A 25,339-nucleotide genomic window follows, 5' to 3' on the forward strand; every position below is an offset into this window, starting at 1 on the left:
CCATCTCCACCAGACGCCGATGAACGCGAGGTGTCGACCACGGGGGCACCTGCCCGTCATCTCGGTGACAGCCACGACCGTCGGCGGACCGTCGGCGGACAATGCATGCCCGCTGGGGTACCGGTGACTTAGGGTGACGGCACTCTCCCCCTCCGAAGTAGGTGCCGCCTCCATGCCGACAGCTCCCTTCCCCCTCCTGACCCGTTCGCGCAAGACCCTCGCCCTGGCCGGCGCCGGGGCGCTGATCGCCCTGGCCGCCTCCCCCGGCGCTGCCGCTGCTCCCGTCGCCCAGGCCGACGCCACGGCGCTGGTCCTCACCGTGCTCAGCACCCCCGCCGACAGCGGCACGGTCAAGGCGACCCACGACGGCGCCGACGAGACCGTCGTCGGCCAGCAGAACCCCCTCATCACCGCCCTCGGCAACCAGTCGTTCATCAACGCCGGGACGCTCGCGCAGGACGCGACGGCCTCGGTCGTCGACCGTCGCGGCCGGTCCGCGGCCTGCGCCGGGCTGGCCGGTGACGGCGCCACGCTGGTGTCGGTCGACCGGGGCTTCTGCCTCGACCCGGGCGACAACGCCACGATCAACGCCGGCACCCTGCAGCTGCAGGACGTCCAGGTCGTGCAGTCCGACCTGCTCGCCGGGCTCGACCAGACCCTCCAGGCCGCGCTGCAGCCGCTGCTCGGCACGGTCCTGCCGACCGTCGACTCCACCCTGCAGACCGTGCTCACCGGCATCGGCGACCCGGGCATCGTGCTCGACCTCGGTGCGGTCCAGAGCCAGTGCGCGGCGACGACGAACGGCGCGACCGGCGACAGCCAGCTCACCGACGCCGGCCTCTACGTCGACCTCCCGACGATCGGCCGCGTCGACCTGGTCAACCTGCCGACCAACCCGCCGCCCAACACCAAGGTCGTCACCGACCTCGACGTGGTGGTCACCGCGATCAGCGACGCCGTCGAGACCGAGCTCACGACCGCGCTCACCGGCGTGCTCGCGCCGGCCGCCCCGCTGGTCGACCAGCTCGTCACCGCCCTCAACGCCAACGTCATCGCGGTGCTCGCCGACCAGCTCGCGCCCCTGGAGGACAACGTCCTCGACGCCACCCTCAACAAGCAGACCCGCGGGGACCGCTCGATCGAGGTGACGGCCCTCGACGTGCGCGTCCTGCCGGCGGCCTCGGCGTTCGTCGACCTGGTCAACGTCGAGATCGGCCGCTCGTCCTGCGGACCCAACGGCCGCGTCGCGGTCGACAACCCGACGCCGACGCCGACGCCCGACCCGACCGACCCGACCCCGGCCGTGCCGACCTCGGTGCCGGCCGGTGAGCTCGACCTGGCCGGGGGCGCGACCAGCAGCGGTGACCTCAACGGCCGCATCGCGACCGGTGGGCTCGTGCTGATGTCGGCGCTCGCCGCCGCCTGCGGCGTCTACGGCTTCCGTCGCGTCCTGCGGAGCTGACCTGACCACCGACCACGCCGACATCGCCGCCGGTGGGGCGGGCACCAGCCCCGACCACCGGTGGCGACGTCGTGCGCTGCTGGTCGTCATCCCGACCGTGGCCGCCGGGCTCGTCTTCACCGGCGGCGTCCTGACGGGCCGGGGGCTGGCCGGGTCGCCGGCGGTCGAGGCCGCACCGGCCCCGCCCGCGCCGACCGTCACCGTGACCGCCGACCCGCCCGCGACGCCGGCCGCCGTACGGCCGGTGCCCCCGGCGGCCGGCCCCCCGGCGCCACCGACCCGGCTGGTGGTGCCCAAGCTCGACATCAAGGCGCCGGTGGTCGACATCGACCTGAGCAGCGACGCGGTCCTCGAGCCGCCGTCCGACCCCGACCTGGTCGGGTGGTGGACCGGCAGCGCCGAGCCCGGTGCCACGCAGGGCCGGGTCGTGGTCACCGGCCACACCGTCAGCACCGGCGGCGGGGCCCTCGACCTGCTCCCCGAGCTCGAGCCCGGCGACAAGGTCGTCCTGGTCACCGCGACCGGTCGGCACCGCTACCGCGTCACCGACAGCCTGTTCGCCAGCTATCGCGACGTCGCCGAGCACGCCCAGGACATCTTCGGCCAGACCGAGACCTCGCCGGCCGGGGCCAGGCTGATCCTGGTCACCTGCACCGGTTTCAACGGCCGCTTCTACGCCGGCAACTCGATCGTGGTCGCCCGGCCCCTGTGAGGCGGCCCGGCCCCTGTGCCGGGCCGATCTGAGAAGCACCGCCGCGGCCCCCCCGGGGCTGACAGGATGCCGGGCATGACAGGACGGTTCGAGGGCAAGCGCGCACTGGTCACCGGGGCGGCGGGCGGCATCGGCCGCTCGACCGTCGAGCTGCTGGCGTCGCAGGGCGCGGCGGTCGTGGGGCTCGACCTGGTCGCGAGCAACGACGTGCTGGCCTGCGACGTCAGCGACGCGGGGTCGGTCAGCACTGCGGTCGCGGCCGCCGTCGACCGGCTCGGCGGCCTCGACGTGCTCGTCAACGTGGCGGGCGTCGACCGCTTCCGCCGCTTCGAGGACCTCGACCTCGCGACCTGGGACCTCCACCTCGGCGTCAACCTCACCGGCCCGATGCTCATGAGCCACGCGGCCCTGCCCCACCTGCGCGCGAGCCGCGGCAACATCGTCACCATCGCCTCGATCGCCGGGCTGCGGGCCCAGCCCTACCAGGCGGCGTACTGCGCCTCGAAGGCCGGCGTCATCGCCCTGATGAAGTCGCTGGCCCTCGAGCTCGCGGCCGACGGCATCCGCGTCAACACGATCTGCCCCGGTGGCGTCGAGACCGACCTGCCCACCCAGGCCGCGGCCGAGCACGCCGACTCGACCCTGGACTGGGACCTGCTGATGGAGAGCGCCGGCGCCCGATGGGGCTTCATGCCGCCCAGCGACATCGCCGACGCCGTGGCCTACCTCGCCTCGGACGCCGCCGCATCGGTCAACGGAGCGGTACTCTCCGTCGACCGAGGCACCGCCTGCTGATCACCACAGGGTGGTCGAGGAGGCCGCCCGCGGCCAACACGAGACGACGCACCGCAGCCGACGTGACGGCCGAACTGCCTCGTGACGGTTGCCAGGGCAACCTCCTCGACCACCGTGGGGTGGTGTCGGCCTAGCCTCCGGCGACGGCGGGGATGACGGAGACCTGGATACCGGCGGGCGTCGGGGTGTCGAGGTTGTCGAGGAAGCGCACGTCGTCGTTGCCGACGTAGACGTTGACGAAGCGGCGCAGCTTGCCGTCGTCGTCGAGGATCCGGCTGCGGATGCCGGCGTACGACGCCTCGAGGCTGTCGAGCACCTCGGCGAGGGTGGTGCCCTCGGCGGTCACCTCGGACGCGCCGTCGGTGTAGGTGCGCAGGATGGTCGGGACGCGGACGGAGACGCTCACTCGTTCCTCTTCGTGGTGGTGGGGGCGGGTCAGGCCGGGTCAGGCGCCGAGGCCGGTGGCCCGGAACGCGGCGTACGACGGCTCGATGGTGGCGGCGGGCGAGACCCGGTCGGCGATGGCGTCGAGGGTCTTCAGGCCGTGGCCGGTGTTGATGACGACGGTCTCGAGGCTGGTGTCGAGCTGGCCGGTCTCGACGAGCTTCTTCAGCACGCCGACGGTGGTGCCGCCGGCGGTCTCGGTGAAGATGCCCTCGGTGCGGGCCAGCAGCACGATGCCGTCGGTGACCTCGTCGTCGGTGATGTCCTCGACCGCGCCGCCGGTCTCGCGGCAGATGTCGAGCACGTAGATGCCGTCGGCGGGGTTGCCGATGGCCAGGGACTTGGCGATCGTGTCGGGCTTGACCGGGCGGATCGCGTCGACGCCGGCCTTGTAGGCGACCGACACCGGCGAGCAGCCGGTGGCCTGGGCGCCGAAGATCCGTACGGGCTTGTCCTCGACCAGGCCGAGCTTGACGAGCTCCTGGAAGGCCTTGTGCACCTTGGTCAGCTGGGAGCCGGAGGCGACCGGGATGACGACCTGGTCGGGCAGGCGCCAGCCGAGCTGCTCGGCGATCTCGTAGCCCAGGGTCTTGGAGCCCTCGGCGTAGTAGGGGCGGACGTTGACGTTGACGAACGCCCACCCGTCCTCCTCGCCGGCGATCTCGGAGGCGAGCTTGTTGACGTCGTCGTAGTTGCCGTTGACCGCGACCAGCGAGTCGGTGAAGATCGCGGAGTTGAGCTGCTTGGGGCGCTCGAGGTTGCTCGGGATGAACACCACGGTCTTGATGCCGGCGCGGGCCCCGGCCGCGGCGACCGCGTTGGCGAGGTTGCCGGTCGACGGGCAGGCGAACACCTTGGCGTCGAGCTCGACCGCGGCGCTGAGCGCACAGGCGACCACGCGGTCCTTGAAGGAGTTGGTGGGGTTGGTCGAGTCGTCCTTGACCCACAGGCGGTCGATGCCCAGCTCGCGACCCAGGTTGCGGGCCTGCAGCAGGCGGGTGAAGCCGGGCTCGGTGTTGGGGCTGGTCTCGATGTCGTCGGGCACCGGCAGCAGCGCCTTGTAGCGCCAGATGTTGCGCGGGCCGGCCTCGATCTCCTCGCGGGTCACCACGGGGAAGCTGTAGGCGACCTCGAGCGGGCCGAAGCACTCCGGACAGGCGTAGAAGGGGCCGAGGGTGACCTCGTGCTGGCACTCGCGGCACGCGAGGTGGGTGGCGTTGCCGAAGGCACCCTCACGGGGGCCGGCCTGCGCCGCCGTGTCGGTCTCGGCGGCGGTGACGTTCTCGTCCGTGACGGTGCTCATGCGTCCTCCTTCTCATCTTCCCCGGGGCGGCGGTCGCACCCGGGCGGAATTAGCACCGTTTCCACTGGTCCGTCCGGCTTGTCCGGTGGCGGAGGTGTCGAGTGGCGGTTGCCGGGACTTCACTGGGCCGTTCCCTCAGTCCCTCTTGATGAGCTGCACACGACTGTACGACGTTTCGTCTCACGATGCGTCGGGTGGTCCCGCCATGTGGACGGACCGGAGGGTCGGCGTGCGGCTCAGGCGCGTAGCGCCGCGGCGTCGTCGGTGAGCTGCTCGAGCAGCTCCAGGACGCCGTCGGGGCCCTTGACGACGACGTCGGAGAGCGGGAGAAGCGCGTTCTCCTCCTCCGAGGACGAGCACACCAGCAGGGTCGGCAGGCCGGTGCGGCCGAGCTCGCGGACGGCGTCGAAGGCCTCCAGGTCGCCGAGGTCGTCGCCGGCGAACAGGAAACCGCCCGCCTCGAGCTCGGCCGCCAGCGTCTGCACGGCCTGGCCCTTGTGGACCCCGGGCGAGCGCACCTCGATCACGGCCTTGCCGGGCTCGACGACGAGGTCGTGGCGGGCGGCGAGGTCGCGCAGCTCGGGCAGCAGGCGGGTGAAGGCGGCCTCGGCGTCGGGCAGGCGACGGGTGTGCACGGCGACCGCCAGCCCCTTGTCCTCGATCCAGGCGTCACCCGCGTCGAGGCGGCGCAGCACCCGAGGCAGCTCGCGCTCGAAGGAGGCCAGACCGTGCGGGGGCCGCGGGCCGACGACCCGGCGGTTGGTCGAGCTCCAGCGCTCGTTGCCGTACTGGCCGAACACGTAGAGGTCCTTGCCCGCGTCACCGATCGCGTTGCCGACCTCCTCGAGGCCACCGAGGTCGAGCGCCTGGCGGGCCGGGCGACCGGTGATCACGGCGATCGCCCGCACCTGCGCGGCCAGTCCGGTCAGCACCCGCCCGGCGTCGGGGTGGATGTGGGCCTGCGACGGGTCGTCGACGATCGGCGAGAGGGTGCCGTCGAAGTCGAGCCCGACGATGCTCTCGGCCGCGGCCCGGACGAGCGCGGCGTAGCGCTGCTCGCCCTCGACCGACGTGAAGTCCACGGGCTCCACCCAACCACGCGCCGGTGACCGGCGTACGACGTGCCGGTGACGGGTGTGACGTCGGTGACGCGCCGGGGCGGTCGCGGCGGGTCGGGTTGCCGCGAGACCCGGAGTGGGCTGGGTGCGGAGGTGTGGCCTGGTGTGGTCTCGAGACGGTCGCGGGGCGACCTCCTCGACCACCGTGGGGTGACGGTCGCGGGCGACCTCCTCGACCACCGTGGGGTGCGGTGGGCCTACAGCTCGCCGGTGAGGATGACGGTCAGCCGGTCGAGCTTCATGGCGCCGTCGGCGGGGGCGGTGCGGTCGATGCCGAGGTCGAGGGCCAGCTGCTTGGCGGCGCGCTCGAGGCGGGGCGGGAAGTAGACGGTGTTGGTGGGGACGGTTCCGTACCAGTTGTCGGTGCCGACGACCTTCCAGCCCGCCCCGGTGGCCTGCCCGCCGACGGTGCCGGCCAGGCCGGTGATGCCGGAGTTGTTGTAGACCTCGACGTAGACCTTGCCGCGCTCGACGGGCTTGGGCTTCGGCTTGGGCTTGGGTGCCTGGGTGGCGGTGGGCTCGCCGGTCGGAGTGGTCGACTGCCCGGCGGGGGCGGCGACCTCGCGCTCGGTCGGGGTGTCGGCGCCGCGGGTCGCGACGAACGCGATCACCGCCATGGCGACCGCGACGATGCTGAGCATCACCACCGGGGACGGGAAGACCACGCTGCGCTGGGCGCGCGCGGGGCGTGCGGGTCGCTGGGAGCCGTCGTCGGACCGGTCGCGCCCGAGCATCGGGTTCAGACCTCGAAGCCGAGGCGGCGGGCCGAGCGCTGGCGCTGCCGCTCGGAGCGCAGACGGCGCAGACGGCGCACGAGGAGCGGGTCGACCTCGAGGGCGTCGGCGCGGTCGATGAGGGCGTTGAGCACCTGGTAGTAGCGCGTGGAGCTCATGTCGAACTTCTCGCGGACCGCGGTCTCCTTGGCGCCGGCGTACTTCCACCACTGCCGCTCGAACTCGAGGATCTCGCGGTCGCGGTCGCTGAGGGAGCCGACGGCGTCGTTCGGGCCGTCAGGTGCGTCGTCGTGGCGCTGGGCTTCCATCGCGGATCTCCCGGAGGGGTCGGGTCGGCGTGAGCCGGGTGGTCGGGCACCACTGTAGACGGCTAATCACACTCGTGTCATTCGGGTCCGCCGACACGCCGGGACGAGTTTCGGGGTTCTCTAGGGTGGGGCCATGAGCGACGACGGCCCGAACGACAGCCCGACCGCCGGCCGGACCATCGGGTGGGGCGTGCTCGCCACCGGCAAGATAGCCCGCAAGGTCGCCACCGACCTGGCCCTGGTCCCCGGCGCCGAGCTGGTCGCCGTGGGGTCGCGCCGGCCGGGCCCGGCGCAGGCCTTCGCGGCGTCGTACGGCAGCCCGGCGACGCGCGCCCACGACTCCTACGAGGCGCTGGTCGCCGACCCGGCGGTCGAGGTCGTCTACGTCGCGAGCCCGCACGCGCTGCACCTCGAGCACGCGCGGCTGGCGTTCGAGGCCGGCAAGCACGTGCTGTGCGAGAAGCCGCTGACGGTGACCGTCGCCGAGGCGGAGGAGATGGTCGCCCTGGCGCGGCAGCACGACCGGTTCCTGATGGAGGCGATGTGGACCGCGTGCCATCCCGTGGTGCGCGCGGTCGCCGATGGGCTGCGCGCCGGTCGTTTCGGGACGCCGCGACACCTGCACGCCGAGCTCGGCTTCGTCGTCGACGCGCCGCCCGAGGACCGGCTGCTCGACCCGGCCCTGGGCGCCGGCGCGATGCTCGACATGGGCATCTACCCGCTGACCCTGGCCCACCTGCTGCTCGGCGAGGCCGAGCAGCTCACGGCGACGGCGAGCCTGTCGGCGTCGGGCATCGACCTCGACATCGCCGTCGCCGGTCGCTACCCCGGCGGGGCGCTGGCCACGATGAACGCCTCGATGACGTCGTGGTCCTCGCGGGCCGCGTCGATCGCGACCGACCGGGGCCGCCTCGACCTGGCCGACTTCCACCACCCCACCCGGGCCACCTGGACGCCGTACGACGCGGGCGGCAGCAACGACGCCACGAGCGTCGCGGCCCAGCAGGACGTCGTCGGCGTCGAGCCGGTGATCGGTGTCGGCTACGGCAACGAGGTCGCCGAGGTGGGCCGCTGCCTGCGGGCGGGGCTGCGCGAGAGCCCGCTGGTGCCGCACGCCCAGACGCTGACGCTGATGCGCCAGATGGAGTCGGTGCTCGCCTCGGTCGGGGTCACCTACCGGCCGTCACCCCTACCGTCGTAGGCCGGCCCACGCACGCCCCTCTAGGGTCGACCCATGTCCGCTGACCTCGTGATCGTCGCCAACCGGCTGCCGGTCGACCGGGTCACCCTGCCCGACGGCACCCCGGGGTGGCGGCGCTCCCCCGGCGGCCTGGTCAGCGCCATCGAGCCGGTCATGCGCGCCAACGACGGCACCTGGATCGGCTGGCCCGGCGGCGACGACCAGGACCTCGAGCCCTTCGAGGACGACGGCATGCACCTCGTGCCGATCGGCCTGGAGCCCGACGAGATCGAGCTCTTCTACGAAGGCTTCAGCAACGCCACGATCTGGCCGATCTACCACGACCTCGTGGCCAAGCCGGAGTTCCACCGCGAGTGGTGGGACTCCTACGTCCGGGTCAACCGCAAGTTCGCCGCCAAGGCCGCGGAGCTCGCCTCCGAGGGCGCGACCGTGTGGGTGCACGACTACCAGCTGCAGCTGGTGCCGCAGATGCTGCGCGACCTGCGTCCCGACCTGCGCATCGGCTTCTACCTCCACATCCCGTTCCCGCCGGCCGAGCTGTTCCAGCAGCTGCCCTGGCGCCGCCAGATCCTCGAGGGCCTGCTCGGCGCCGACCTCGTCGGGTTCCAGCTGCCCGGCGGTGCCGCCAACTTTGTCCGGCTCGTGCGCCAGCGCGTCGGCCACAAGACCCACCGCGACCTCGTCTACCTGCCCGACGGCCGCACCGTGCGCGCCGCCGCGTTCCCGATCTCGATCGACGCCGCCGGCTTCGAGAAGCTCGCCCTGACCGAGAGCGTGGTCGCGCGCGCGGCCGAGATCCGCCAGGCCCTCGGCAACCCCCGCAGGATCTTCCTCGGCATCGACCGGCTCGACTACACCAAGGGCATCTACGCCCGGCTGCGCGCGTTCGCCGAGCTCATCGAGGACGGCCACTTCGACGTCGAGGACGCCGTCTTCGTGCAGGTCGCGGTGCCCTCGCGCGAGCAGGTCGAGCAGTACCGCATCCTGCGCGACGAGATCGACCGCCTCGTCGGCCGCATCAACGGCGACCTGGGCCGCATCGGCCGCCCCGCGATCAGCTACCTCCACACCTCCTACCCGCGCGAGGAGATGGCGGCGCTCTACTGCGCCGCCGACATCATGGTCGTCACGCCCTACCGTGACGGCATGAACCTGGTCGCCAAGGAGTACGTCGCCTGCCGCACCGAGGACGACGGCGCGCTCGTGCTGTCGGAGTTCGCCGGAGCCGCCGACGAGCTGCGCCAGGCCTGGCTGGTCAACCCCTACGACCTCAACGGCATGAAGTCGGCCCTGCTCGAGGCCTACCAGTCCGACGAGAAGGACCTCACCCGCCGGATGAAGGCCATGCGCAAGACGATCCGCCAGCACGACGTCGCCGCCTGGGCCGACTCGTTCATGGCCGAGCTCGCCACCTTCTCCCACAGCACCCACGCCAAGACCGTGCGGCCCGCCCGACGCTCGTGACCGACGTCCCCACCTGGGACGACGTGGTGCTGATGTCGGACCCCGCCGTGACGTCGGTCCCGGTCGACGAGGCCGGCGACGCGCTCGTCGACTGCGACGGCGTGCTGCCGTTCACCGGCGGGTCACCGCAGGCCCGGCTGCTGCGGCGGCCCGTCCTCGACCGGCTCACCGACGCCGCCGCCGCGCTGCCCGGCGACCTGGTGCTCGCCCTCAACGAGGGGTTCCGCCCACCGGCCCTGCAGCGCCACTACTTCGACCGGTACGCCGCCCGTCTGGCCGCGGAGCGTCCCGACGCGAGCGCGGCGGAGGTCCACCGCCTGGCGAGCCGGTTCGTCTCGCCTCCCGACGTCGCCCCGCACACGGCCGGCGCGGCGGCCGACGTCCTGCTGCTGACCCCCGACGGCGAGGTGCTCGACCTCGGGTGCCCGCTGGACGCCTCGCCCGAGGAGTCCGACGGCCGTTGCTACACCGCGCACCCCGACGTCAGCGGCGAGGCCCGCTCGCTGCGTCGCGAGCTGGTGCGGGCACTGTCGGGAGCCGGCCTGGTCAACTACCCCACCGAGTGGTGGCACTGGTCGTGGGGCGACCGCTACTGGGCACGGGCGACCGGCGCCGGTCGCGCCGTCCTCGGCCCGGTCGGCCCGGTCGGCCCCGGGCCGGGCTGAGCGCCGCGGGAGGGTTGGCGCGCTCCCCGAGCGGGTAGGCCGCCGAGGTGCCTGCCGGACCCCCTCCCCCTCCTCCCCCGCCGCCCCCTCACGGTCGCCTGCCCTCCGGGCCCCCGCCTTCCGGGCCCCCGCCCTCCGGTCCCCCGCCGGGCTACCCGCCGGCCGGTCCACCGCCGGGCTACCCGGCGTACGGCCCCTCGGCACCCTGGGACGCCCCGCCCCCGCCCCCGCCGTCGCCGTCGGGCGGGAGCCGCACCGGCCTGGTCGTGACGCTCGCCGTGGTCACGGTCCTGCTGCTCGCCGCAGCCGTCGGCGGCGGTGTCGTGGTGTGGCAGCAGCGCAGCGACGACGGTGCGTCGGCCGGCCGCGACCCGGTCACCGCGTCCACCGGCGACCCCGCGACGCCCGACCCGGACGCACCGACCTCGCCCACCCCGCCGCCGGCCCCGACCCCTCCGGCCTCGACCTCACCGGACTCACCGGTGGCTCCCGAGCCGACCGACGGGTTCGACCGCGACCCGTTGCCCAGCCCCGAGCCCCCGTCCGTGCCCGAGCTGAGCAGCAAGCCGCTGAGCTATCGCGAGTTCGCGCACGACTGGGACTACCGGATGGGTGACGTCGCGCTGCAGGCGACGTTCGAGGACGGCACCGACCACGACGGCTGCGGTCCTGCCGAGAACGACGGTGCCCTGACCGGGCTCGGCTGCGTCGACGCCGTCGAGTGGACCTACCGCGCCCTGGGCGGCGACCTCGCGCTGTCCCACCTCGTGCTGACGATGCGCAGCCGCGAGGCGGCCACCCGGGCCGTCGACCGCGACCTCATCACCGAGGAGTCGTGGCGGTTGCGACCCTCGTCGTACCTCGACGGCAGCCCGGGCTCCTGGAAGGTCAGCGCGGTCGGTCAGTTCCTCGTGCTGACGGTGGAGACCCACCGGCCCTCGGTCAAGGCGGCGCGGGCCTCGACGTTCCTGCTCAACGCCAATCTCGACATCCGAGGAGCGTTGGCCTTCAGGTTCTGACAGGACCACGGTGGCGGTACGTTTCGGTCGTGGACCTCATCCCGAAGCCCGACCAGGTCGCGTCGGCCGCGAGCAACTTCGCCCACAAGGTGTTCTACGGCGGGCTCGCCGACCTGCGTCCGATGCCACGCACGCTGATCGACGAGGGCACGCTGCGCGAGGTCTACCACTACCGACCGCAGGCCAAGGTCCAGGAGGTCGGCGACCCGGTCCTGCTCGTCACGCCGCTGGCCGCGCCGGCGATCTGCTACGACCTGCGTCGCGGGTGCTCGCTGGTCGAGCACTTCGTGCAGGCCGGGCGACCGACCTACCTCGTGGAGTACGGCGAGGTCTCCTTCAAGGACCGCAACCTCGGCATGGAGCACTGGGTCGACGAGGTCGTCCCGACCGCCATCCGCGAGGCCTCGGCCCACGCCGGGGGTCGGCCCGTCCACGTGATCGGCTGGAGCCTGGGCGGGATCTTCTCCCTGCTCGCGGGCGCCGCCGACACCGACCTGCCGATCGCGTCGCTGACCGTGGTCGGTTCACCGGTCGACGTCAGCCTGGTGCCGCTGGTCGCCCCGCTGCGCCCGCTGCTCAACTGGGCCAACGGACGCGGCCCGATCACCAAGGGCTACCAGGCCCTGGGCGGAGCGCCCAAGCCGCTGGTCAAGTGGGCCTTCCAGCTGTCGTCGTTCCAGAAGCTGGTCACCAAGCCGGTCGCCAAGGTCACCCACTACGACGACACCGAGTTCCTCGCACAGATGGAGGCCGTCGACCGCTTCACCGACGGGATGATCGCCTACCCCGGTCGCACCTTCGGCCAGCTCTACCACCGCTTCGTCAAGGGCAACGGCCTGGTCACCGGCACCTTCGACCTCGGTGACGTCACCGGCGAGCCCGAGGCCGAGGGCCGCACCGTCTCGTTCGCCGACATCACCGTGCCCGTGCTCGTCTTCGGCGGCTCGACCGACGGGATCGCCCCCGTCGCCTCGGTCAAGGCCGTCGTCCCGCTGCTGACCGGCTCGCCCGAGGTGCGCTTCGAGATCGTCCCCGGCGGCCACCTCGGCATGCTCACCGGCCGCGCCGCCCGCTCCACCACCTGGACGGTCATGGACGAGTGGATCGACCAGTGGTCGACCGACACCGACCCCGGCGACCCGTCCGACGACGGCAGCGACACCGCGACCGACACCGACACGGGGACGCCGGTGATCGGCACCGGCCGGCGTTCGCACGGGTCGGCGGCGTCGCGGTCCCTGGCCCGCTGAGCCGGGTCTACGAGGCGACCAGTGCCTCCACCGAGGCCAGCGAGTAGTCGCCGGCGTCGGTGCCGAGGCCGCGGGCGACCTGGTGGGCGGTCGCGCAGCCCAGCCGCGCCGCGTCCTCGGGCGAGCGCCCGAGCGACAGCCCCCGCAGGAACCCGGCGCTGAACGCGTCGCCGCAGCCGGTCGTGTCGACGGGCCCGCCCGCGACCGGGTACGCCGCCACCTCGACGACGTCGTCGCGGGTGACGACCAGCGCGCCCCGGGCGCCCTGCGTCACCGCCACGCAGCCGGCGCCCGCGGCGACCAGGGCCCGGGCCCCGGTCGCGAGGTCGGCCTCGCCGGTGAAGCCGCGCACCTGCTCGTCGTTGGGCAGCAGGTAGTCGGTGTGGGGCAACGCGTCGGCGATCCAGGCGAGCAGGTCGGGGTCGCCGGGGGCGAGCACGTCGACCGAGGTGGTCATCCCCTGCCCCCGCGCCCAGGACAGCAGCTCCCCGGCAGCGGGGCCGCCCAGGAACTCCGGACCGCCGAGGTGCAGGTGGGTCGTGCCCTGCAGCGCGTCACGGTCGAGGTCGTCGAGGACGAAGGTGCCGTTGGCGCCGATGCAGTGCCAGGCCGGTCGCTCGCCGCCGGGCCGCACCGGGATCACCGAGGCCGACGTCTGCTGCTCGGCCCGGCGGACCAGTCCGCCGGTGTCGACGCCCTCGCGGCCCAGCAGGGCCAGGAGCACGTCGCCGGTCGGGTCGTCGCCGACGGCGCCGTACGACGTGACCTCGGCGCCGAGGCGCGCGAGCACCAGGGCGGTGCCGCCGGCGGTGCCGGCGGCCGACATCCGGATGATCTCGACGAGCTGGCCGTCGGAGCCGTCGGGGATCGACTCGACGCCGATGACGTGGGTGTCGAGCACGTGCACGCCGACGCAGGCTGCCTTCACAGGATGTTCTCCTCGGGGGTGGGTGGGACGGTCCCGTAGCCGCGCGAGAGCACGGCGCGCACGACGTCCTCCTGCTCGGCGTCGGTGAGCACGCGGGGGGTGCCGAGCGCCGACGCCCGGTGGTGCAGCGCGGCCAGCCACTCGAGCAGCACCGCGTGCTCGACGGCCTGGTCGAGTCCCGCACCGACGGCGACCGAGCCGTGGTTGGCCATGAGCGCGGCCTGACGGTCCTCGAGGGCCGCGCGCACCGACGTGGCGAGCGCGGCCGAGCCGAAGGTCGCGTACGGCGCCACGCGCACCGCTCCCCCCAGCAGCAGCTGCTGGTAGTGCAGCACCGGCAGCTCGTCGAGCACGCAGGCGACGGCCGTCGACCAGGGTGCGTGGGTGTGCACGACCGCGCCCACGGTGGGGCGGTCGGCGTAGACGCCCAGATGGAGCCCGAGCTCGGAGGTGGGCTGCCGACCGCCGTCGACCAGGACGCCGTCGTGGTCGACGAGGACGACGTCGTGCGGGCGGCAGTCGGCCAGCACGACCCCGGAGGCGGTCACGGCGACCAGGTCGCGCACCCGCACGCTGACGTTGCCGGCCGTGCCGACGAGCAGGCCCTCGGCGGCCAGGCGGCGGCAGGCCGCCGCGACGTCGTCGCGGGCGCTCATGTCCCGTAGCGCTGGAGGTAGGCGGTCAGCATCGCGGTGCCCTCGGCGACCATGGCGGCGTCGCCGCGGTCGTCGCGCTCGTAGGCCAGCTGGAAGACCCGGTCGCCCACCTCGACCGCGAGCACGGCGGCCTGCTCGGAGAGAGCGGTGCTCGCGATCCCGGACTCGAGAGCCAGGGCCCGCAGGGCGTGGGCGATCCGGACGTTGTGCTCGCGCCCGAAGGCGTGCACGGCCGAGTTGGTGCGCCCCCGTAGGTAGATCTCGACGAACGCCCGCCGGCGGGCGTAGACGGTCACGAACGCCTGCATCGCGGTCTCGACCAGGGAGGCCACCGTCAGGTCGTCGGCCTCGGCGAGCGCCATCAGGTCGGTGGCCACCTGCTCGTCCATCTCGGCCATGTCGCGCTCGGCCAGGGCGAGCAGCACGGCCTCCTTGTCGGCGAAGTACTGGTAGAGCGAGGCCACCGGCACCCCGGCCGCGACCGCGATCTCGCGGGTGGTCAGCGCCTCGACACCGCGCTCGACCACCAGTCGCTCGGTCGCGTCGAGGATCGCCTCGACCCGCTTGCGGCTGCGCTCCTGCACCGGGGCGCGGCGCACGCTCGCCGCCCTCTCGTGCTTCTCGACCTTCTCGACCGTCGCCATCCGGGCCTTCCCTCGTTGGACGTTCACAGCGTAGAGTACAGAACCCAAACATGACACATGTTCAGATTATCGATGCGAGGAGTGCCGCATGACCCACCTCGACCTCTCCCGTCGGTCCCTGCTCGGCGGGCTCGGTGCGCTCGGCGCCGGCGCAGCGGTCACGAGCGGCCTGGGCGCGCTCACCCCGGCCGAGGCCGTCGGCCGCCAGGGCGCGCTCCCCCGCGACGTCGACGTCGTCGTGGTGGGTGGCGGGCTCGCCGGGCTGGTCGCTGCGCGGCAGGTGGCCCGCAAGGGGCGCTCGGTGCTGCTGGTCGAGGCGCGCGGACGAGTGGGCGGACGGCTGCTCAACCACACCCTCGAGACCAAGGGCGCCACGATCGAGGCCGGCGGTGCGTTCATCGGCCCCACCCAGGACCACATCGCCCGGCTGGCGCGCGAGATGGGGGTGCCGACCTTCCCGGAGTACAACATGGGCAACAGCGTCTACGTGTCGTCCACGATCGGGCGCCTGGAGTACTCCGGAACCGTCCCGCCCGACCCGACGATCCTGCCCGACGCGGCGATCCTGCTGCAGATGATCGACGACTACGCCGCCGAGATCCCGGTCGACGCCCCCTGGTCGCACCCCCGGGCGCGCGAGTGGGACTCGATGACGCTCGACGACTTCATCCGGGCCAACTCGGTGCTCAACCCCGCGGGCGTCTCCAACCTCATCGAGTGCTGGAGCCAGCCCGGCTTCGGGGCCGACCCGCGGGGCCTGTCGTTCCTCTTCGTGCTCTGGTACGTCGCCTGCTCGGGCAACGAGACCAACGTCGGCACCTTCTCCCGCAACTCCGACACCGCCGGCGGCGCGCAGGAGCGTCGCTTCGTCGGCGGCTCGCAGCTGGTGCCGCTGCGCCTGGCCGAGCGGCTCGGCGACGTCGTCGCCCTGCATGCCCCGGTCCGCCGCATCGAGCACCGCGACCACCGGGTGCGCGTCCACACCGCCCGCGGCGTCGTCACCGCCCGCCGCGTGATCGTCGCCGCTCCCCCGCCGATGGTGCTCGACATCGACTGGTTCCCCCGGCTGCCCCTGCGCCGCCGCCACCTGCTCCAGAGCGCCCACATGGGCAAGCTGATGAAGTGCGACGCCGTCTACCCGACCCCGTTCTGGCGCCAGGACGGGCTCAACGGGTTCGGCATCAACGACTCGGGCGCGTCCCGCGCGGTCTTCGACAACACCCCGCCCTCCGGCGGTCCGGGCGTCCTGCTCGCGTTCATGGGCGGCGACACCTGGCGCACCTACGGCCGGCTGCCGCGCGACCAGCGCCGCCGGGCGGTGCTCGAGGGCTTCGCCGCGATGTTCGGCGAGCAGGCCCTGCACCCCGTCGAGTACACCGAGCACGACTGGACCCTCGAGCGCTGGACCGGCGGCGCCCCGACCGCCATCCACGCCGCCGACGGCTCCTTCAGCCGCTACGGCTCCGCGATCCGCCAGCCGTTCGGGCGGGTCCACTGGGCCGGGACCGAGACCGCGACCTACTGGAGCGGCTACATGGACGGCGCCGTCCGCTCCGGGGAGCGCGCCGCGCTCGAGGTGCTGGACGCCCTGCGGTGACCCGGCGGCTGGCACGACGGGTGGGACTCGTCCTGGCCCTGGCCCTTTCGGTGCTGGCCCCCTCGGGCACCGGCAGCGCCGTCGCCGGCGACCCGACCTTCCGCACCCGGGTCTTCTCGCTGGTCCCCGCACCGGGCCACCCGGCGTACGTGCACGTGGGCACCAACGGCCGCGTCTACGCCGGCACCTACGAGTCCGGTGACGCGCAGCCCTCCCGCGTCCTGGAGTGGCGCGCCGACGGCACCCTGCTGCGGTCGTGGACCGTGCCCGGGCAGCGCCTCGACGGGACCCAGGGCGTCCAGGTCGCCAACCAGACCCGCGACGGTCGGCTGGTCCTGCTCGAGACCTCGACCAGAGCACTGCTCACGCTCGACGTCCGCACCGGCCGCTTCCGGCGGATCGCCACCTTCCCGGCCGACGCGGTGCCCAACTACGCGACGTGGGGACCGCGCCACCTCTTCGTCACCGACTACGCCCACGGCGTGGTCTACCGGGTCCGTCCGACCGGCAGGGTCGAGCGCTGGTTCGCCTCACCGGCCCTGGAGGGCGTCGCCGGGTTCGGCACCACCGGCATCGTCTACCGCGAGAAGCAGCGCGACCTCCTGATCACCCAGCAGACCGTCGCCGACGGCAGCACCGTGCCGACCAACGGCAAGCTCTACTCCCTCCCGGTGCGCGACGGCCGGCCCGGCACGATCCGCACCCTGTGGACCTCGCGACCGACCGACCTGCCCGACGGCTTCGGCATCGGCCGCTCGGGCCGCATCTACGTCGCGATGGCCGGGCTGACCAACCAGCTCGTGCGACTGTCGCCCACTGGCCGCGAGCTCTCGCGCTTCCCCGACGCACCCCTGACCGGCGACAACGGCTCGCCGATCCCCTTCGACACCCCCTGCAGCGCGACGTTCCTCGGCACGAGGGTGCTGGTCGCCAACCAGTCGGCCGTCCAGGGCGACGCCTCCCACCAGGCGATCCTGTCCGTCGAGGTCGGCGAGCGCGGGATGCGCCCGCACCTGCCGCGTTCGGCGTCCTTCCGACCCTGACACCGACCCCCGCACCCCACCCCCCACGGCGGTCGAGGTCCGAGGCCGCCCGCGGCCGAGCCTCGAGACCACCCACGGCACACCCCGACCCGACCCGCACGCCGTAGGGTGCCGGGGTGAGCGCGCTGGCCGGACTCGTCGACCGCGGACTGATGGCCCCCGACTGGGCCGAGGCCCTGGCCCCCGTCGACGACCGGGTGGCCGCGCTCGGCACCTTCCTGCGCGAGGAGCTGGCCGCCGGCCGCCCCTACCTGCCGGCCGGCGACGCCGTCTTCCGCGCCTTCCGGGCCCCGCTGGCCGACGTCAGGGTGCTGGTCGTCGGGCAGGACCCCTACCCGACCCCCGGCCACCCGATCGGCCTCAGCTTCGCCGTCGAGCGCGACGTGTGGCCCCTGCCGCGCAGCCTGGTCAACATCTACACCGAGCTGCGCGACGACGTCGGCGTCGTGCCGCCGCGGCACGGCGACCTCACCGGCTGGGCCGACCAGGGCGTGATGCTGCTCAACCGGGTGCTGACCGTGCGGCCGGGCGCACCCGCCTCGCACCGCAAGCAGGGGTGGGAGGAGGTCACCGAGTGCGCCATCCGGGCGCTCGTGGCCCGCGCCGAGAACGGCCCGCCGTTCGCAGCGATCCTGTGGGGACGCGACGCCCAGTCGCTCAAGCCGATGCTCGGCAGCACGCCCTGGGTCGAGTCGGTCCACCCCTCGCCACTGTCGGCCTCGCGGGGGTTCTTCGGGTCCAAGCCCTTCAGCAGCGTCAACGCCCTGCTCGTCGAGCGGGGCGCGGAGCCGATCGACTGGTCGGCCTTCGTGGCCGGCGACGCGTCAGCCCCGTCGTGACCCGTCCAGACCCGTCGTGACCGACCGGGGAATATAGTTCGACTTTCAACTATTATCCTCCCATGACCGATCGCATGCCCGCCCTCTACCTCGGCCACGGCGCGCCGCCCCTGCTCGACGACCCGGTGTGGTCGGGCCAGCTCGCGGCCCTGGCCCGTGACCTGCCGCGCCCCCGGGCCGTGCTGATCGTCAGCGCCCACTGGGAGTCCGCGCCGGTGTCGCTGACCGCGAGCGGCGCTCCGCTGGTCTACGACTTCGGCGGCTTCGACCGCAAGTACTACGAGATGACCTACCAGACGCCCGACGCCACCTGGCTGGCCGCGCAGGTCGCCGCCTCGATGCCGACGTCCGAGCCGGTGCACCAGCACGCCTCACGCGGCCTCGACCACGGCGCCTGGGTGCCACTGCGGATCATGTATCCCGAGGCCGACGTGCCCGTGGTGCAGATGTCGCTGCCGACGCACGACCCCGAGCGGCTGCTGGCCCTCGGCGCCCGCCTGCGCGGGCTGCGCGACGAGGGTGTCCTCATCATCGGCTCGGGCTTCCTCACCCACGGACTGCCCTTCCTGAGGGACTTCCGCATCGACGCGACACCCCCGGGCTGGTCGACCGAGTTCGACGCCTGGGCCGGCGAGGCCCTGGCCCGCGGCGACGTCGACACCCTCGCCGACTACGCCCGCCGCGCTCCCGGCATGCCCTACGCGCACCCCACCGTCGAGCACTACTCCCCCCTGTTCGTCACCCTCGGTGCCGCCACCGACGCGAGCACCCCTGGCGAGCAGGTCATCGACGGGTTCTGGATGGGCCTGTCGAAGCGGTCGCTCCAGGTCGCCTGACCTCCCTTTCTCCACAGGTCCACGTCGACCCGTCGCGTAGACGCGACGGGTCGACGTGGTTCTCCACAGGTCCGGGTCGACCCGTCGCGTAGACGCGACGGGTCGACGTGGGCGGGGGTGGCAGGCTCGTCGCATGAGAGCAACCGTCATCGGGACAGGCATCATGGGCGCCGGCATGGCCGGCTCGTTGCTGCGCGAGGGCCACGACGTCGTCGTGTGGAACCGCTCGCGCGACAAGGCCGAGGTGATCGAGGGCGTCACGGTCGCCGGATCCGTGGCCGAGGCCGTCGCGGGCGCCGACGTCGTGGTCACCATGCTGTACGACGCCGCGAGCGTGCTGGCCGTCGCCGACGAGCTGGTCGGGGCACTCGGCGACCAGGCGGTGTGGCTGCAGACCTCGACCGTCGGCCCCGACGGGGCCCGCGAGATCGGGCTGCGCGCGCCGGGACGAGTCCTGGACGCGCCCGTGCTCGGCACCCGCAAGCCGGCCGAGGACGGCGCCCTCGTGGTGCTCGCGTCCGGGCCGCGGGCGCTGCTCGACCGGTCCCGCCCAGTGCTCGAAGCCATCGGGTCGCGGGTGGTCGAGGCGGGCGACGAGGTCGGCGCCGCGAGCGCACTCAAGCTGGCCTGCAACGCCTGGGTCGCCCTGCTCACCGCCGGCACCGCCCAGTCCCTCGGGCTGGCCCGGGCCCTGGGCGTCGACCCCGTGCTGTTCCTCGACGCCATCCGCGGTGGCGCGGTCGACACGCCGTACGCCCACGTCAAGGGAGCCGCGATGCTCGACGACAGCGACGCGGTGTCCTTCGCCCTCGACGGCGTGCGCAAGGACGTCGGCCTCATGGTCGAGGCCGCCCGGGGCGCCGGCTTCCCCGACGACCTGCTCACGACGACGCTGGGTCTCTTCGACCGCGCAGCGCAGGCCGGTCACGGGTCCGAGGACATGGCGGCGGTCAAGGCCGCCTTCGACTGGTAGCTCGGCACCGCAGCCTCGACCGGGCGACGGGTCAGGTGCCGTCGCGCAGGCGACGTACCTGGTCGCGCAGGCGCGCGTTCTCGGCCTCGAGGCGCAGCACCTCGGCGATCCCGGCCAGGTTGAGCCCCTGGGCGAGCAGCTCTCCGATGCGCTCGAGCCGCTCGATGTCGGCGGCGCTGTACAGGCGCGACCCCCCGGGCGTGCGGTCGGGCTCGACCAGACCCCGTCGCTCGTAGACGCGCAGGTTCTGGATCTCCATCGAGACCATCTGCGCCGCCACCGAGATCGCGTAGACCCCCTGCGCCCGTCGCACCATGAGGTGATCCTACGACGTCAGAAATCTTGACGCACGGGAATCAGATGATCTATAACGTCGGTTATAGATCTGAACCCCTGGTTCACCCCACCACCCGACGAGGAGGACATCATGCTGATCCGCACCACCGACCCGTTCCGCGACTTCGACCGCCTGACCCAGCAGCTCCTGTCGGGCAGCTGGGGCACCACCAACCGTCCGGCGGTCATGCCGATGGACGCCTGGCGCGAGGGCGACCGGTTCGTGCTCGAGTTCGACCTGCCCGGCGTCTCGCCCGAGTCGATCGACCTCGACGTCGAGCGCAACGTGCTGACCGTCCGGGCCGAGCGCGTCGGCCGCAACGGCGACTGGGAGATGCTGGCCTCGGAGCGCTCGCGGGGCACCTTCACCCGCCAGCTCGTGCTGGGCGACAACCTCGACCTCGAGCACATCGAGGCGGGCTACGACGCGGGCGTGCTGCGCCTGGTGATCCCCGTCGCCGAGCGGGCCAAGCCCCGCAAGATCCAGGTCGCCGGCACCACGCCGCAGGCCACCCAGACCGCGCCGCAGACCACGGCGATCGAGGCCTGATCCCGCAGGACCGCACGGGCCGGGCGGGCGCTCACGCAGCGCCCACCCGGCCCGTCGTCGTGTCTGGTCCGGTGTCCGGCCAGGGGCCGGGACAGTGGTGCTCGATCAGGCGCCAGCGGTGATCTCGTCGAGCTCGACCAGGTCCTCCTCGGTCGGCTTCCAGCGCAGCGCCGCGGCGTTGCGCCGCACCTGCTCCCCCGACGTCGCGCCCGCGATCACCGAGGCGACCGCGGGCTGCGCGGCGAGACCGGCGATCGCGACGTCGATCGGCTCGAGCCCTCGCGCGGCGGCGTACGCCTCGACGGCCCCGATCCGGTCCCAGTCGGCGTTCTCGAGCCACGGCGACGGCGCCGTCGTCGCCCGTGAGCCCTCCGGCGCGGCCTGCCCGCGGCGGTACTTGCCGGTGAGCAGGCCGTACTCGAGCGGGAAGAACGGCAGCACGCCGAGGCCGTACTGCTCGCAGGCCGGCACCACCTCGTCCTCGATGCTGCGGTCGAGCAGCGAGTAGCGGTTCTGCACGCTGACGAACCGCTCGAGCCCGGCGCTGCGCGAGGTCCACTCGGCGTCGGCGACCTGCCAGCCCGCGAGGTTGGACGAGCCGAGGTAGAGGACCTTGCCCTCCTGCACCAGGTCGGTCAGCACCGACAGGGTCTCCTCGATCGGCGTGACGCCGTCCGGCGCGTGCAGCTGGTAGAGGTCGATGCGGTCGGTCCGCAGCCGGCGCAGGCTCTCCTCGACGGCGCGGCGCACGTAGCGACGCGACGCCCGGACGCCGTGGTCGGCGCCGTACGCGCCGCGCATGTCCATCCCGAACTTGGTCGCCAGCACGAAGTCGTCGCGCCGCCCCTGCAGCGCCTGGCCCATCAGCTCCTCGCTGCCACCGGGCGGGTCGCCGTAGATGTCGGCGGTGTCGAGCAGCGTCACCCCGACCTCGGCCGCCGCGTCGAGGATGCCGCGCACCCCGTCGAGGTCGACCCGGCGGCTGAACGCGTTGCAGCCGACGCCGACCGCGCTGACCATCAGGCCCGAGTCGCCGAGCGGCCGGTAGTCCATCTCCACGTCGTCACTCACGGTCCCGACGCTAACCGAGCCGACCCACCTCGAGGATGAGGGGGCGCCGTACGACGCCACCTCCTCGACCAACGTGGCCTGACGGTCGACGTACGACGCCACGTCCTCGACCGACGTGGGGCGAGGTCAGCGGAGGCGCATCCTCCGCATCATCTTCAGGCCCGACAGCATGCCCTTGACGTAGTCGTCGTAGTCCTGGCCCGGGCGCGCGCCCATGACCTGCTTCTTGAGCACGGCGAGGTTCTGGACGTCGGTGTACTTGGTGAGGCCCTGGTCGCCGTGGCGGGCGCCGACACCGGACTGCTTGACGCCGCCGGACGGCGTGCCCTTGGACGCGAAGGCGGTGGCGAGGATGTCGTTGATGTTGACGTTGCCGGACTGGATGCGGCGGCCGACGGCGCAGGCGGCGTCGAGGTCGGTGCCCCAGACCGAGGCGTTGAGCCCGTAGTCGGTGTCGTTGGCCAGGGCGACGGCCTCGTCGACGGTGCGGTAGCGGTGCAGCGCGACGACCGGCCCGAAGGTCTCGCACGAGCCGGCGAGCATGTCGGTGGTGACGCCCTCGAGGATCGTGGGCTCGAAGAACGCGGGTCCGAGGTCGGGTCGCGCCCTGCCGCCGGCCAGCACGGTCGCGCCCTTGGCGACGGCGTCGTCGACGTGGGACTGCACACGATCCTTGTGGTCGGGCGAGACCAGCGAGCCCATCTCGGGGCCGAAGTCGTAGGAGGCGCGCACGTCGAGCGCCTTGGCCCGGGCGACGAACTTGTCGCGGAACTCGTCGTAGCGCGACTCGGGCAGGTAGATGCGCTCGATGTGCATGCAGATCTGGCCGGTGTTGCCGAAGACCCCGAAGACCGCGCCCTCGACGACGTCGTCCATCTGGGCGTCCTCGAGCACGATCATGGGGTTCTTGCCGCCCAGCTCGAGGCACGCGCCGATGAGGTTGCGCCCGGCGCGCTCGCCGATGACGCGGCCGGTCGCGGTGGACCCGGTGAACATCACGTAGTTGGCGTTGTCGATCAGCGTCGGCCCGACGTCGGGGCCCTCGCCGCAGACCACCTGGAACAGCCCCTTCGGTAGCCCGGCCTGCTCGAGCATCGTGATGCCCCACAGCGGCGAGAGCGCCGTCTTGTTGTCGGGCTTGAGCACGACGCCGTTGCCGGCGATGAGCGCGGTGGCGGCGTCGGAGATTCCGGTGGCGAACGGGAAGTTCCAGGGGGCGATGACGCCGACGACACCCTTGGGCTGGCGGATAGCGGTCGACGTGGTGAGGAACGGGACCGGGCCACCCAAGGTGGCCGGCGCCAGGAGCCGCTTGGCGTGCTTGACGTAGTGGCTGATCACCATCGGCGGGTCGCAGCTCTCCTCGATCGCCATCCGCCGGTTCTTGCCGCTCTCGACCTGGATCAGGTCGGCGGTCTTCTGGGCGTTGGCGAGGAAGAGCGCGTGGGCCTTCTTGAACACCTTGAGCCGCTTGGCCAGCGGCCACTGCGACCACTCGGCCTGGGCCGCTCGGGCGGTGACGAAGGCCTGCTCGATGTCGGCCGGCGTCGACTGCGGGAGCTCGACCAGGACCTCCCCGGTGTAGACCTCGGTGAGCTTCCAGGTGCCCCCGGCCGTGGACGGCACCCGGGAGACCAGCTCCTGGAGGAAGGCGTCGGTGACCGACGCCGGACGCTGCAGGGTCATGGTCCTAGCCCCTTCCGAGGACGAGGTCGGCGCCGCGCTCGCCGATCATGATCGCGGGCGCGTTGGTGTTGCCGCCGGTGATTGACGGCATGATCGAGGCGTCGCAGACCCGCAGGCCCTCGACGCCGCGGACCTTGAGGTCGGGCGAGACCACGGCGAGCTCGTCGACGCCCATCCGGCAGGTGCCGACGCCGTGGTAGACCGACGTGGCGCGGTTGAGGATCTCGTCGCGCAGCGCCTGGCCCTTGAGCGAGGCACCGGGGTGGATCTCCTCCTTGACCGAGCCCTTGAAGGCGCCACCGGCCATGATGTCGCGCACCAGCTCGGAGCCCTCACCGAGCACCTCGAGGTCGGAGGGGTCGGCGAGGTACTGGAAGTCGATGAGGGGCGAGGCCGTCGGGTCGGCCGAGGCGAGCCGCAGGGTGCCGCGGCTCTTGGGGTAGATCAGCGTCGTGAGCACGGTCAGCGACGTACGCGGGTCGACGTCGTGGCGGATCGGCTCGTCCTGGTTGGGCGAGACGTAGGACCACGGCAGCAGGTGCAGCTGCAGGTCGGGCAGGTTGCCCGACGAGGCCGACTGCGAGGTCTTGAGGAAGGCCAGCACCTCGAAGACCGAGTTGGCCAGGAAGGTCGTGCCGGGCCGCGCGATCTCCTTGACGATGCCCTTGGCGAAGAAGGGCGCGGTGCCGCGGTGCTTGCTCGACGTCGCGTGGAAGGTCAGCGCGTGGAACATGTGGTCGTGCAGGTTGTCGCCCACCGGCAGGTCGGCGACGACCTGGATGCCGTGGTCCTTGAGGTGCTGGGCGTGGCCGATGCCCGAGAGCATCAGGATCTGGGCCGAGCCCACGAAGCCGGCCGAGAGGATGACCTCCTTGCCCGCCCGGATGGTGCGCCTGGCCCCACCGCCGCGCTTGCTGACGTCGGTCACCTCCACCCCGGTGGCGCGCCCGTTCTCGATGACGACCTTGGTGACCAGCACCTCGCTCTGCAGCTGCAGGGACTGCGGGGCGAGGTGGTGGATGTAGCCGCGCGAGGCCGAGTAACGCAGGCCGTCGGCGGCGTTCTGCTGCATCCGGCTGACGCCCTCCTGCGACTCGCCGTTGTAGTCGTCGAGGATCTCGCAGCCGGTGGCGTCGGCAGTCGCCTGCAGGAACTGCAGCGCGCCCTCCTGCGGGAACTTGTTGCGGGTGATCCGGATCGGGCCGCCCGCGCCGCGGAAGGCGTTCTCGCCGTCCTCGAAGTCCTCCATCCTCTTGTACGCCGCGTTGACGCTGTCGGCGTCCCAGCCGACGTTGCCCTCGGCGGCCCACGAGTCGAAGTTGGCACGGTTGCCCCGCACGTAGACCATGCCGTTGATCGAGCTGGAGCCCCCGACGACCTTGCCGCGCGGGACCGGCATCTTGCGGTCGAGCAGGTGCTTCTGCGGCACCGAGTAGTAGCCCCAGTCGACGGTCTTCTTGATCTCGGGGACCGCGTGCATCGGGCCGATCATCCCGGGCTTCTTGGTCAGGAACTTCTCGTCGCTCTTGCCGGCCTCGAGCACGATGACGCTCGCGCCGGACTCGGCGAGGCGACCGGCGATCGCTGCTCCCGAGCTGCCGGAGCCGACCACCACGTAGTCGGCCTCGTCCTGGTACTCCGGCTTCTTCGCCATGCCTGCCTGCCCGCTCTCGTCATTGGTGCTGGGATCGGTGTGGGCGACCCC

At 72.8% G+C, this 25,339-nt stretch carries 26 protein-coding genes and 1 riboswitch; of the genes, 14 read left to right on the plus strand and 12 right to left on the minus strand.

Annotated elements, in window-relative coordinates:
• Positions 1-172: 172 nt before the first annotated feature.
• From FZC61_RS00860 to FZC61_RS00870, 3 genes are all read left to right on the plus strand, one after another.
• Positions 173-1,462: a hypothetical protein gene (locus FZC61_RS00860; RefSeq protein WP_148611531.1), complete on the plus strand. Its 1,290-nt coding sequence runs from the start codon at positions 173-175 to the stop codon at positions 1,460-1,462.
• A 97-nt stretch (positions 1,463-1,559) separates the two neighbouring features.
• The gene (locus FZC61_RS00865) at positions 1,560-2,174 is read left to right on the plus strand and encodes a class F sortase (protein WP_170285918.1); all 615 of its coding nucleotides are present in this window, start codon (positions 1,560-1,562) and stop codon (positions 2,172-2,174) included.
• 75 nt (positions 2,175-2,249) lie between these two features.
• Positions 2,250-2,969 carry an SDR family NAD(P)-dependent oxidoreductase gene (locus FZC61_RS00870; protein ID WP_170285919.1) on the plus strand — a complete coding sequence of 240 codons (720 nt, stop codon included), beginning with the start codon at positions 2,250-2,252 and terminating at the stop codon, positions 2,967-2,969.
• Positions 2,970-3,099: 130 nt separating this feature from the next.
• Here FZC61_RS00870 and FZC61_RS00875 read toward each other — a convergent pair whose 3' ends face one another.
• From FZC61_RS00875 to FZC61_RS00895, 5 genes are all read right to left on the minus strand, one after another.
• The gene (locus FZC61_RS00875; protein ID WP_148611536.1) at positions 3,100-3,375 is read right to left on the minus strand and encodes a MoaD/ThiS family protein; all 276 of its coding nucleotides are present in this window, start codon (positions 3,373-3,375) and stop codon (positions 3,100-3,102) included.
• A gap of 39 nt (positions 3,376-3,414) precedes the next feature.
• Entirely contained in the window at positions 3,415-4,716 is a 1,302-nt protein-coding gene (gene thrC / locus FZC61_RS00880) for a threonine synthase (RefSeq protein ID WP_148611538.1), read from the minus strand.
• A 9-nt stretch (positions 4,717-4,725) separates the two neighbouring features.
• Positions 4,726-4,871: riboswitch (SAM riboswitch) on the minus strand.
• Positions 4,872-4,952: 81 nt separating this feature from the next.
• The gene (otsB, locus tag FZC61_RS00885; protein ID WP_148611540.1) at positions 4,953-5,798 is read right to left on the minus strand and encodes a trehalose-phosphatase; all 846 of its coding nucleotides are present in this window, start codon (positions 5,796-5,798) and stop codon (positions 4,953-4,955) included.
• A gap of 233 nt (positions 5,799-6,031) precedes the next feature.
• On the minus strand, positions 6,032-6,568 hold the full coding sequence (locus FZC61_RS00890; protein WP_148611542.1) for a LytR C-terminal domain-containing protein: 537 nt from the start codon (positions 6,566-6,568) through the stop codon (positions 6,032-6,034).
• 5 nt (positions 6,569-6,573) lie between these two features.
• Positions 6,574-6,876: a DUF3263 domain-containing protein gene (locus FZC61_RS00895; RefSeq protein WP_148611544.1), complete on the minus strand. Its 303-nt coding sequence runs from the start codon at positions 6,874-6,876 to the stop codon at positions 6,574-6,576.
• A gap of 133 nt (positions 6,877-7,009) precedes the next feature.
• Here FZC61_RS00895 and FZC61_RS00900 point away from each other — a divergent pair, with 133 nt between their 5' ends.
• From FZC61_RS00900 to FZC61_RS00925, 5 genes are all read left to right on the plus strand, one after another.
• On the plus strand, positions 7,010-8,077 hold the full coding sequence (locus FZC61_RS00900) for a Gfo/Idh/MocA family protein (protein ID WP_148611546.1): 1,068 nt from the start codon (positions 7,010-7,012) through the stop codon (positions 8,075-8,077).
• A 33-nt stretch (positions 8,078-8,110) separates the two neighbouring features.
• Positions 8,111-9,541: an alpha,alpha-trehalose-phosphate synthase (UDP-forming) gene (locus tag FZC61_RS00905; protein ID WP_148611548.1), complete on the plus strand. Its 1,431-nt coding sequence runs from the start codon at positions 8,111-8,113 to the stop codon at positions 9,539-9,541.
• Positions 9,538-10,206, plus strand: a complete 669-nt coding sequence (locus tag FZC61_RS00910; protein ID WP_211357029.1) for a M15 family metallopeptidase — start codon at positions 9,538-9,540, stop codon at positions 10,204-10,206. Before FZC61_RS00905 ends, FZC61_RS00910 begins: the two co-directional genes overlap by 4 nt.
• 266 nt (positions 10,207-10,472) lie before the next feature.
• Positions 10,473-11,225, plus strand: coding sequence for a hypothetical protein (locus tag FZC61_RS00920; protein ID WP_148611551.1), 753 nt, complete (start codon positions 10,473-10,475; stop codon positions 11,223-11,225).
• Between the two features lie 29 nt (positions 11,226-11,254).
• Complete coding sequence (locus FZC61_RS00925; protein ID WP_246142455.1) at positions 11,255-12,475, plus strand: alpha/beta fold hydrolase; 1,221 nt, start codon at positions 11,255-11,257, stop codon at positions 12,473-12,475.
• Between the two features lie 7 nt (positions 12,476-12,482).
• Here FZC61_RS00925 and FZC61_RS00930 read toward each other — a convergent pair whose 3' ends face one another.
• From FZC61_RS00930 to FZC61_RS00940, 3 genes are read right to left on the minus strand one after another with little or no spacing between them, the layout of a single operon-like run.
• Positions 12,483-13,403, minus strand: a complete 921-nt coding sequence (locus tag FZC61_RS00930) for a carbohydrate kinase family protein (protein ID WP_148611553.1) — start codon at positions 13,401-13,403, stop codon at positions 12,483-12,485.
• Entirely contained in the window at positions 13,400-14,059 is a 660-nt protein-coding gene (locus tag FZC61_RS00935) for a class II aldolase/adducin family protein (protein ID WP_148611555.1), read from the minus strand. The genes FZC61_RS00930 and FZC61_RS00935 overlap by 4 nt, the downstream gene beginning before the upstream one ends.
• Positions 14,056-14,703 carry a TetR/AcrR family transcriptional regulator gene (locus FZC61_RS00940; protein ID WP_211357030.1) on the minus strand — a complete coding sequence of 216 codons (648 nt, stop codon included), beginning with the start codon at positions 14,701-14,703 and terminating at the stop codon, positions 14,056-14,058. Before FZC61_RS00940 ends, FZC61_RS00935 begins: the two co-directional genes overlap by 4 nt.
• Positions 14,704-14,791: 88 nt before the next feature.
• On the opposite strand from FZC61_RS00940, the gene FZC61_RS00945 reads away from it, so the two are divergent.
• The 5 genes from FZC61_RS00945 (at position 14,792) to FZC61_RS00965 (ending at position 19,991) form a co-directional block, all read left to right on the plus strand.
• Positions 14,792-16,300, plus strand: coding sequence for a flavin monoamine oxidase family protein (locus FZC61_RS00945; RefSeq protein WP_148611559.1), 1,509 nt, complete (start codon positions 14,792-14,794; stop codon positions 16,298-16,300).
• A 20-nt stretch (positions 16,301-16,320) separates the two neighbouring features.
• Complete coding sequence (locus FZC61_RS00950) at positions 16,321-17,343, plus strand: SMP-30/gluconolactonase/LRE family protein (RefSeq protein WP_148611561.1); 1,023 nt, start codon at positions 16,321-16,323, stop codon at positions 17,341-17,343.
• A 152-nt stretch (positions 17,344-17,495) separates the two neighbouring features.
• Positions 17,496-18,182, plus strand: a complete 687-nt coding sequence (locus tag FZC61_RS00955) for a uracil-DNA glycosylase (protein WP_148612495.1) — start codon at positions 17,496-17,498, stop codon at positions 18,180-18,182.
• A 62-nt stretch (positions 18,183-18,244) separates the two neighbouring features.
• Positions 18,245-19,018 carry a dioxygenase family protein gene (locus tag FZC61_RS00960; RefSeq protein WP_148611563.1) on the plus strand — a complete coding sequence of 258 codons (774 nt, stop codon included), beginning with the start codon at positions 18,245-18,247 and terminating at the stop codon, positions 19,016-19,018.
• 133 nt (positions 19,019-19,151) lie between these two features.
• Entirely contained in the window at positions 19,152-19,991 is an 840-nt protein-coding gene (locus FZC61_RS00965) for an NAD(P)-dependent oxidoreductase (RefSeq protein ID WP_148611565.1), read from the plus strand.
• A 31-nt stretch (positions 19,992-20,022) separates the two neighbouring features.
• Here the strand turns inward: FZC61_RS00965 and FZC61_RS00970 are convergent, their stop codons facing one another.
• A complete protein-coding gene (locus tag FZC61_RS00970) occupies positions 20,023-20,307 on the minus strand; it encodes a MerR family transcriptional regulator (protein WP_148611567.1) in 285 nt (94 codons plus the stop codon).
• Positions 20,308-20,418: 111 nt separating this feature from the next.
• Between FZC61_RS00970 and FZC61_RS00975 the strand changes: the two genes are divergently transcribed.
• Positions 20,419-20,877: an Hsp20/alpha crystallin family protein gene (locus FZC61_RS00975; RefSeq protein WP_148611569.1), complete on the plus strand. Its 459-nt coding sequence runs from the start codon at positions 20,419-20,421 to the stop codon at positions 20,875-20,877.
• A 105-nt stretch (positions 20,878-20,982) separates the two neighbouring features.
• Here the strand turns inward: FZC61_RS00975 and FZC61_RS00980 are convergent, their stop codons facing one another.
• The 3 genes from FZC61_RS00980 to FZC61_RS00990 form a co-directional block, all read right to left on the minus strand.
• The gene (locus tag FZC61_RS00980; protein ID WP_342780293.1) at positions 20,983-21,948 is read right to left on the minus strand and encodes an aldo/keto reductase; all 966 of its coding nucleotides are present in this window, start codon (positions 21,946-21,948) and stop codon (positions 20,983-20,985) included.
• Between the two features lie 126 nt (positions 21,949-22,074).
• Positions 22,075-23,634 carry a succinic semialdehyde dehydrogenase gene (locus tag FZC61_RS00985; protein ID WP_148611571.1) on the minus strand — a complete coding sequence of 520 codons (1,560 nt, stop codon included), beginning with the start codon at positions 23,632-23,634 and terminating at the stop codon, positions 22,075-22,077.
• Positions 23,635-23,638: 4 nt separating this feature from the next.
• On the minus strand, positions 23,639-25,288 hold the full coding sequence (locus FZC61_RS00990; protein ID WP_148611573.1) for a GMC family oxidoreductase: 1,650 nt from the start codon (positions 25,286-25,288) through the stop codon (positions 23,639-23,641).
• Positions 25,289-25,339: the final 51 nt, after the last annotated feature.

This window comes from Nocardioides rubriscoriae (assembly GCF_008087085.1).
GTDB classification, from domain to species: Bacteria; Actinomycetota; Actinomycetes; order Propionibacteriales; family Nocardioidaceae; genus Nocardioides; species Nocardioides rubriscoriae.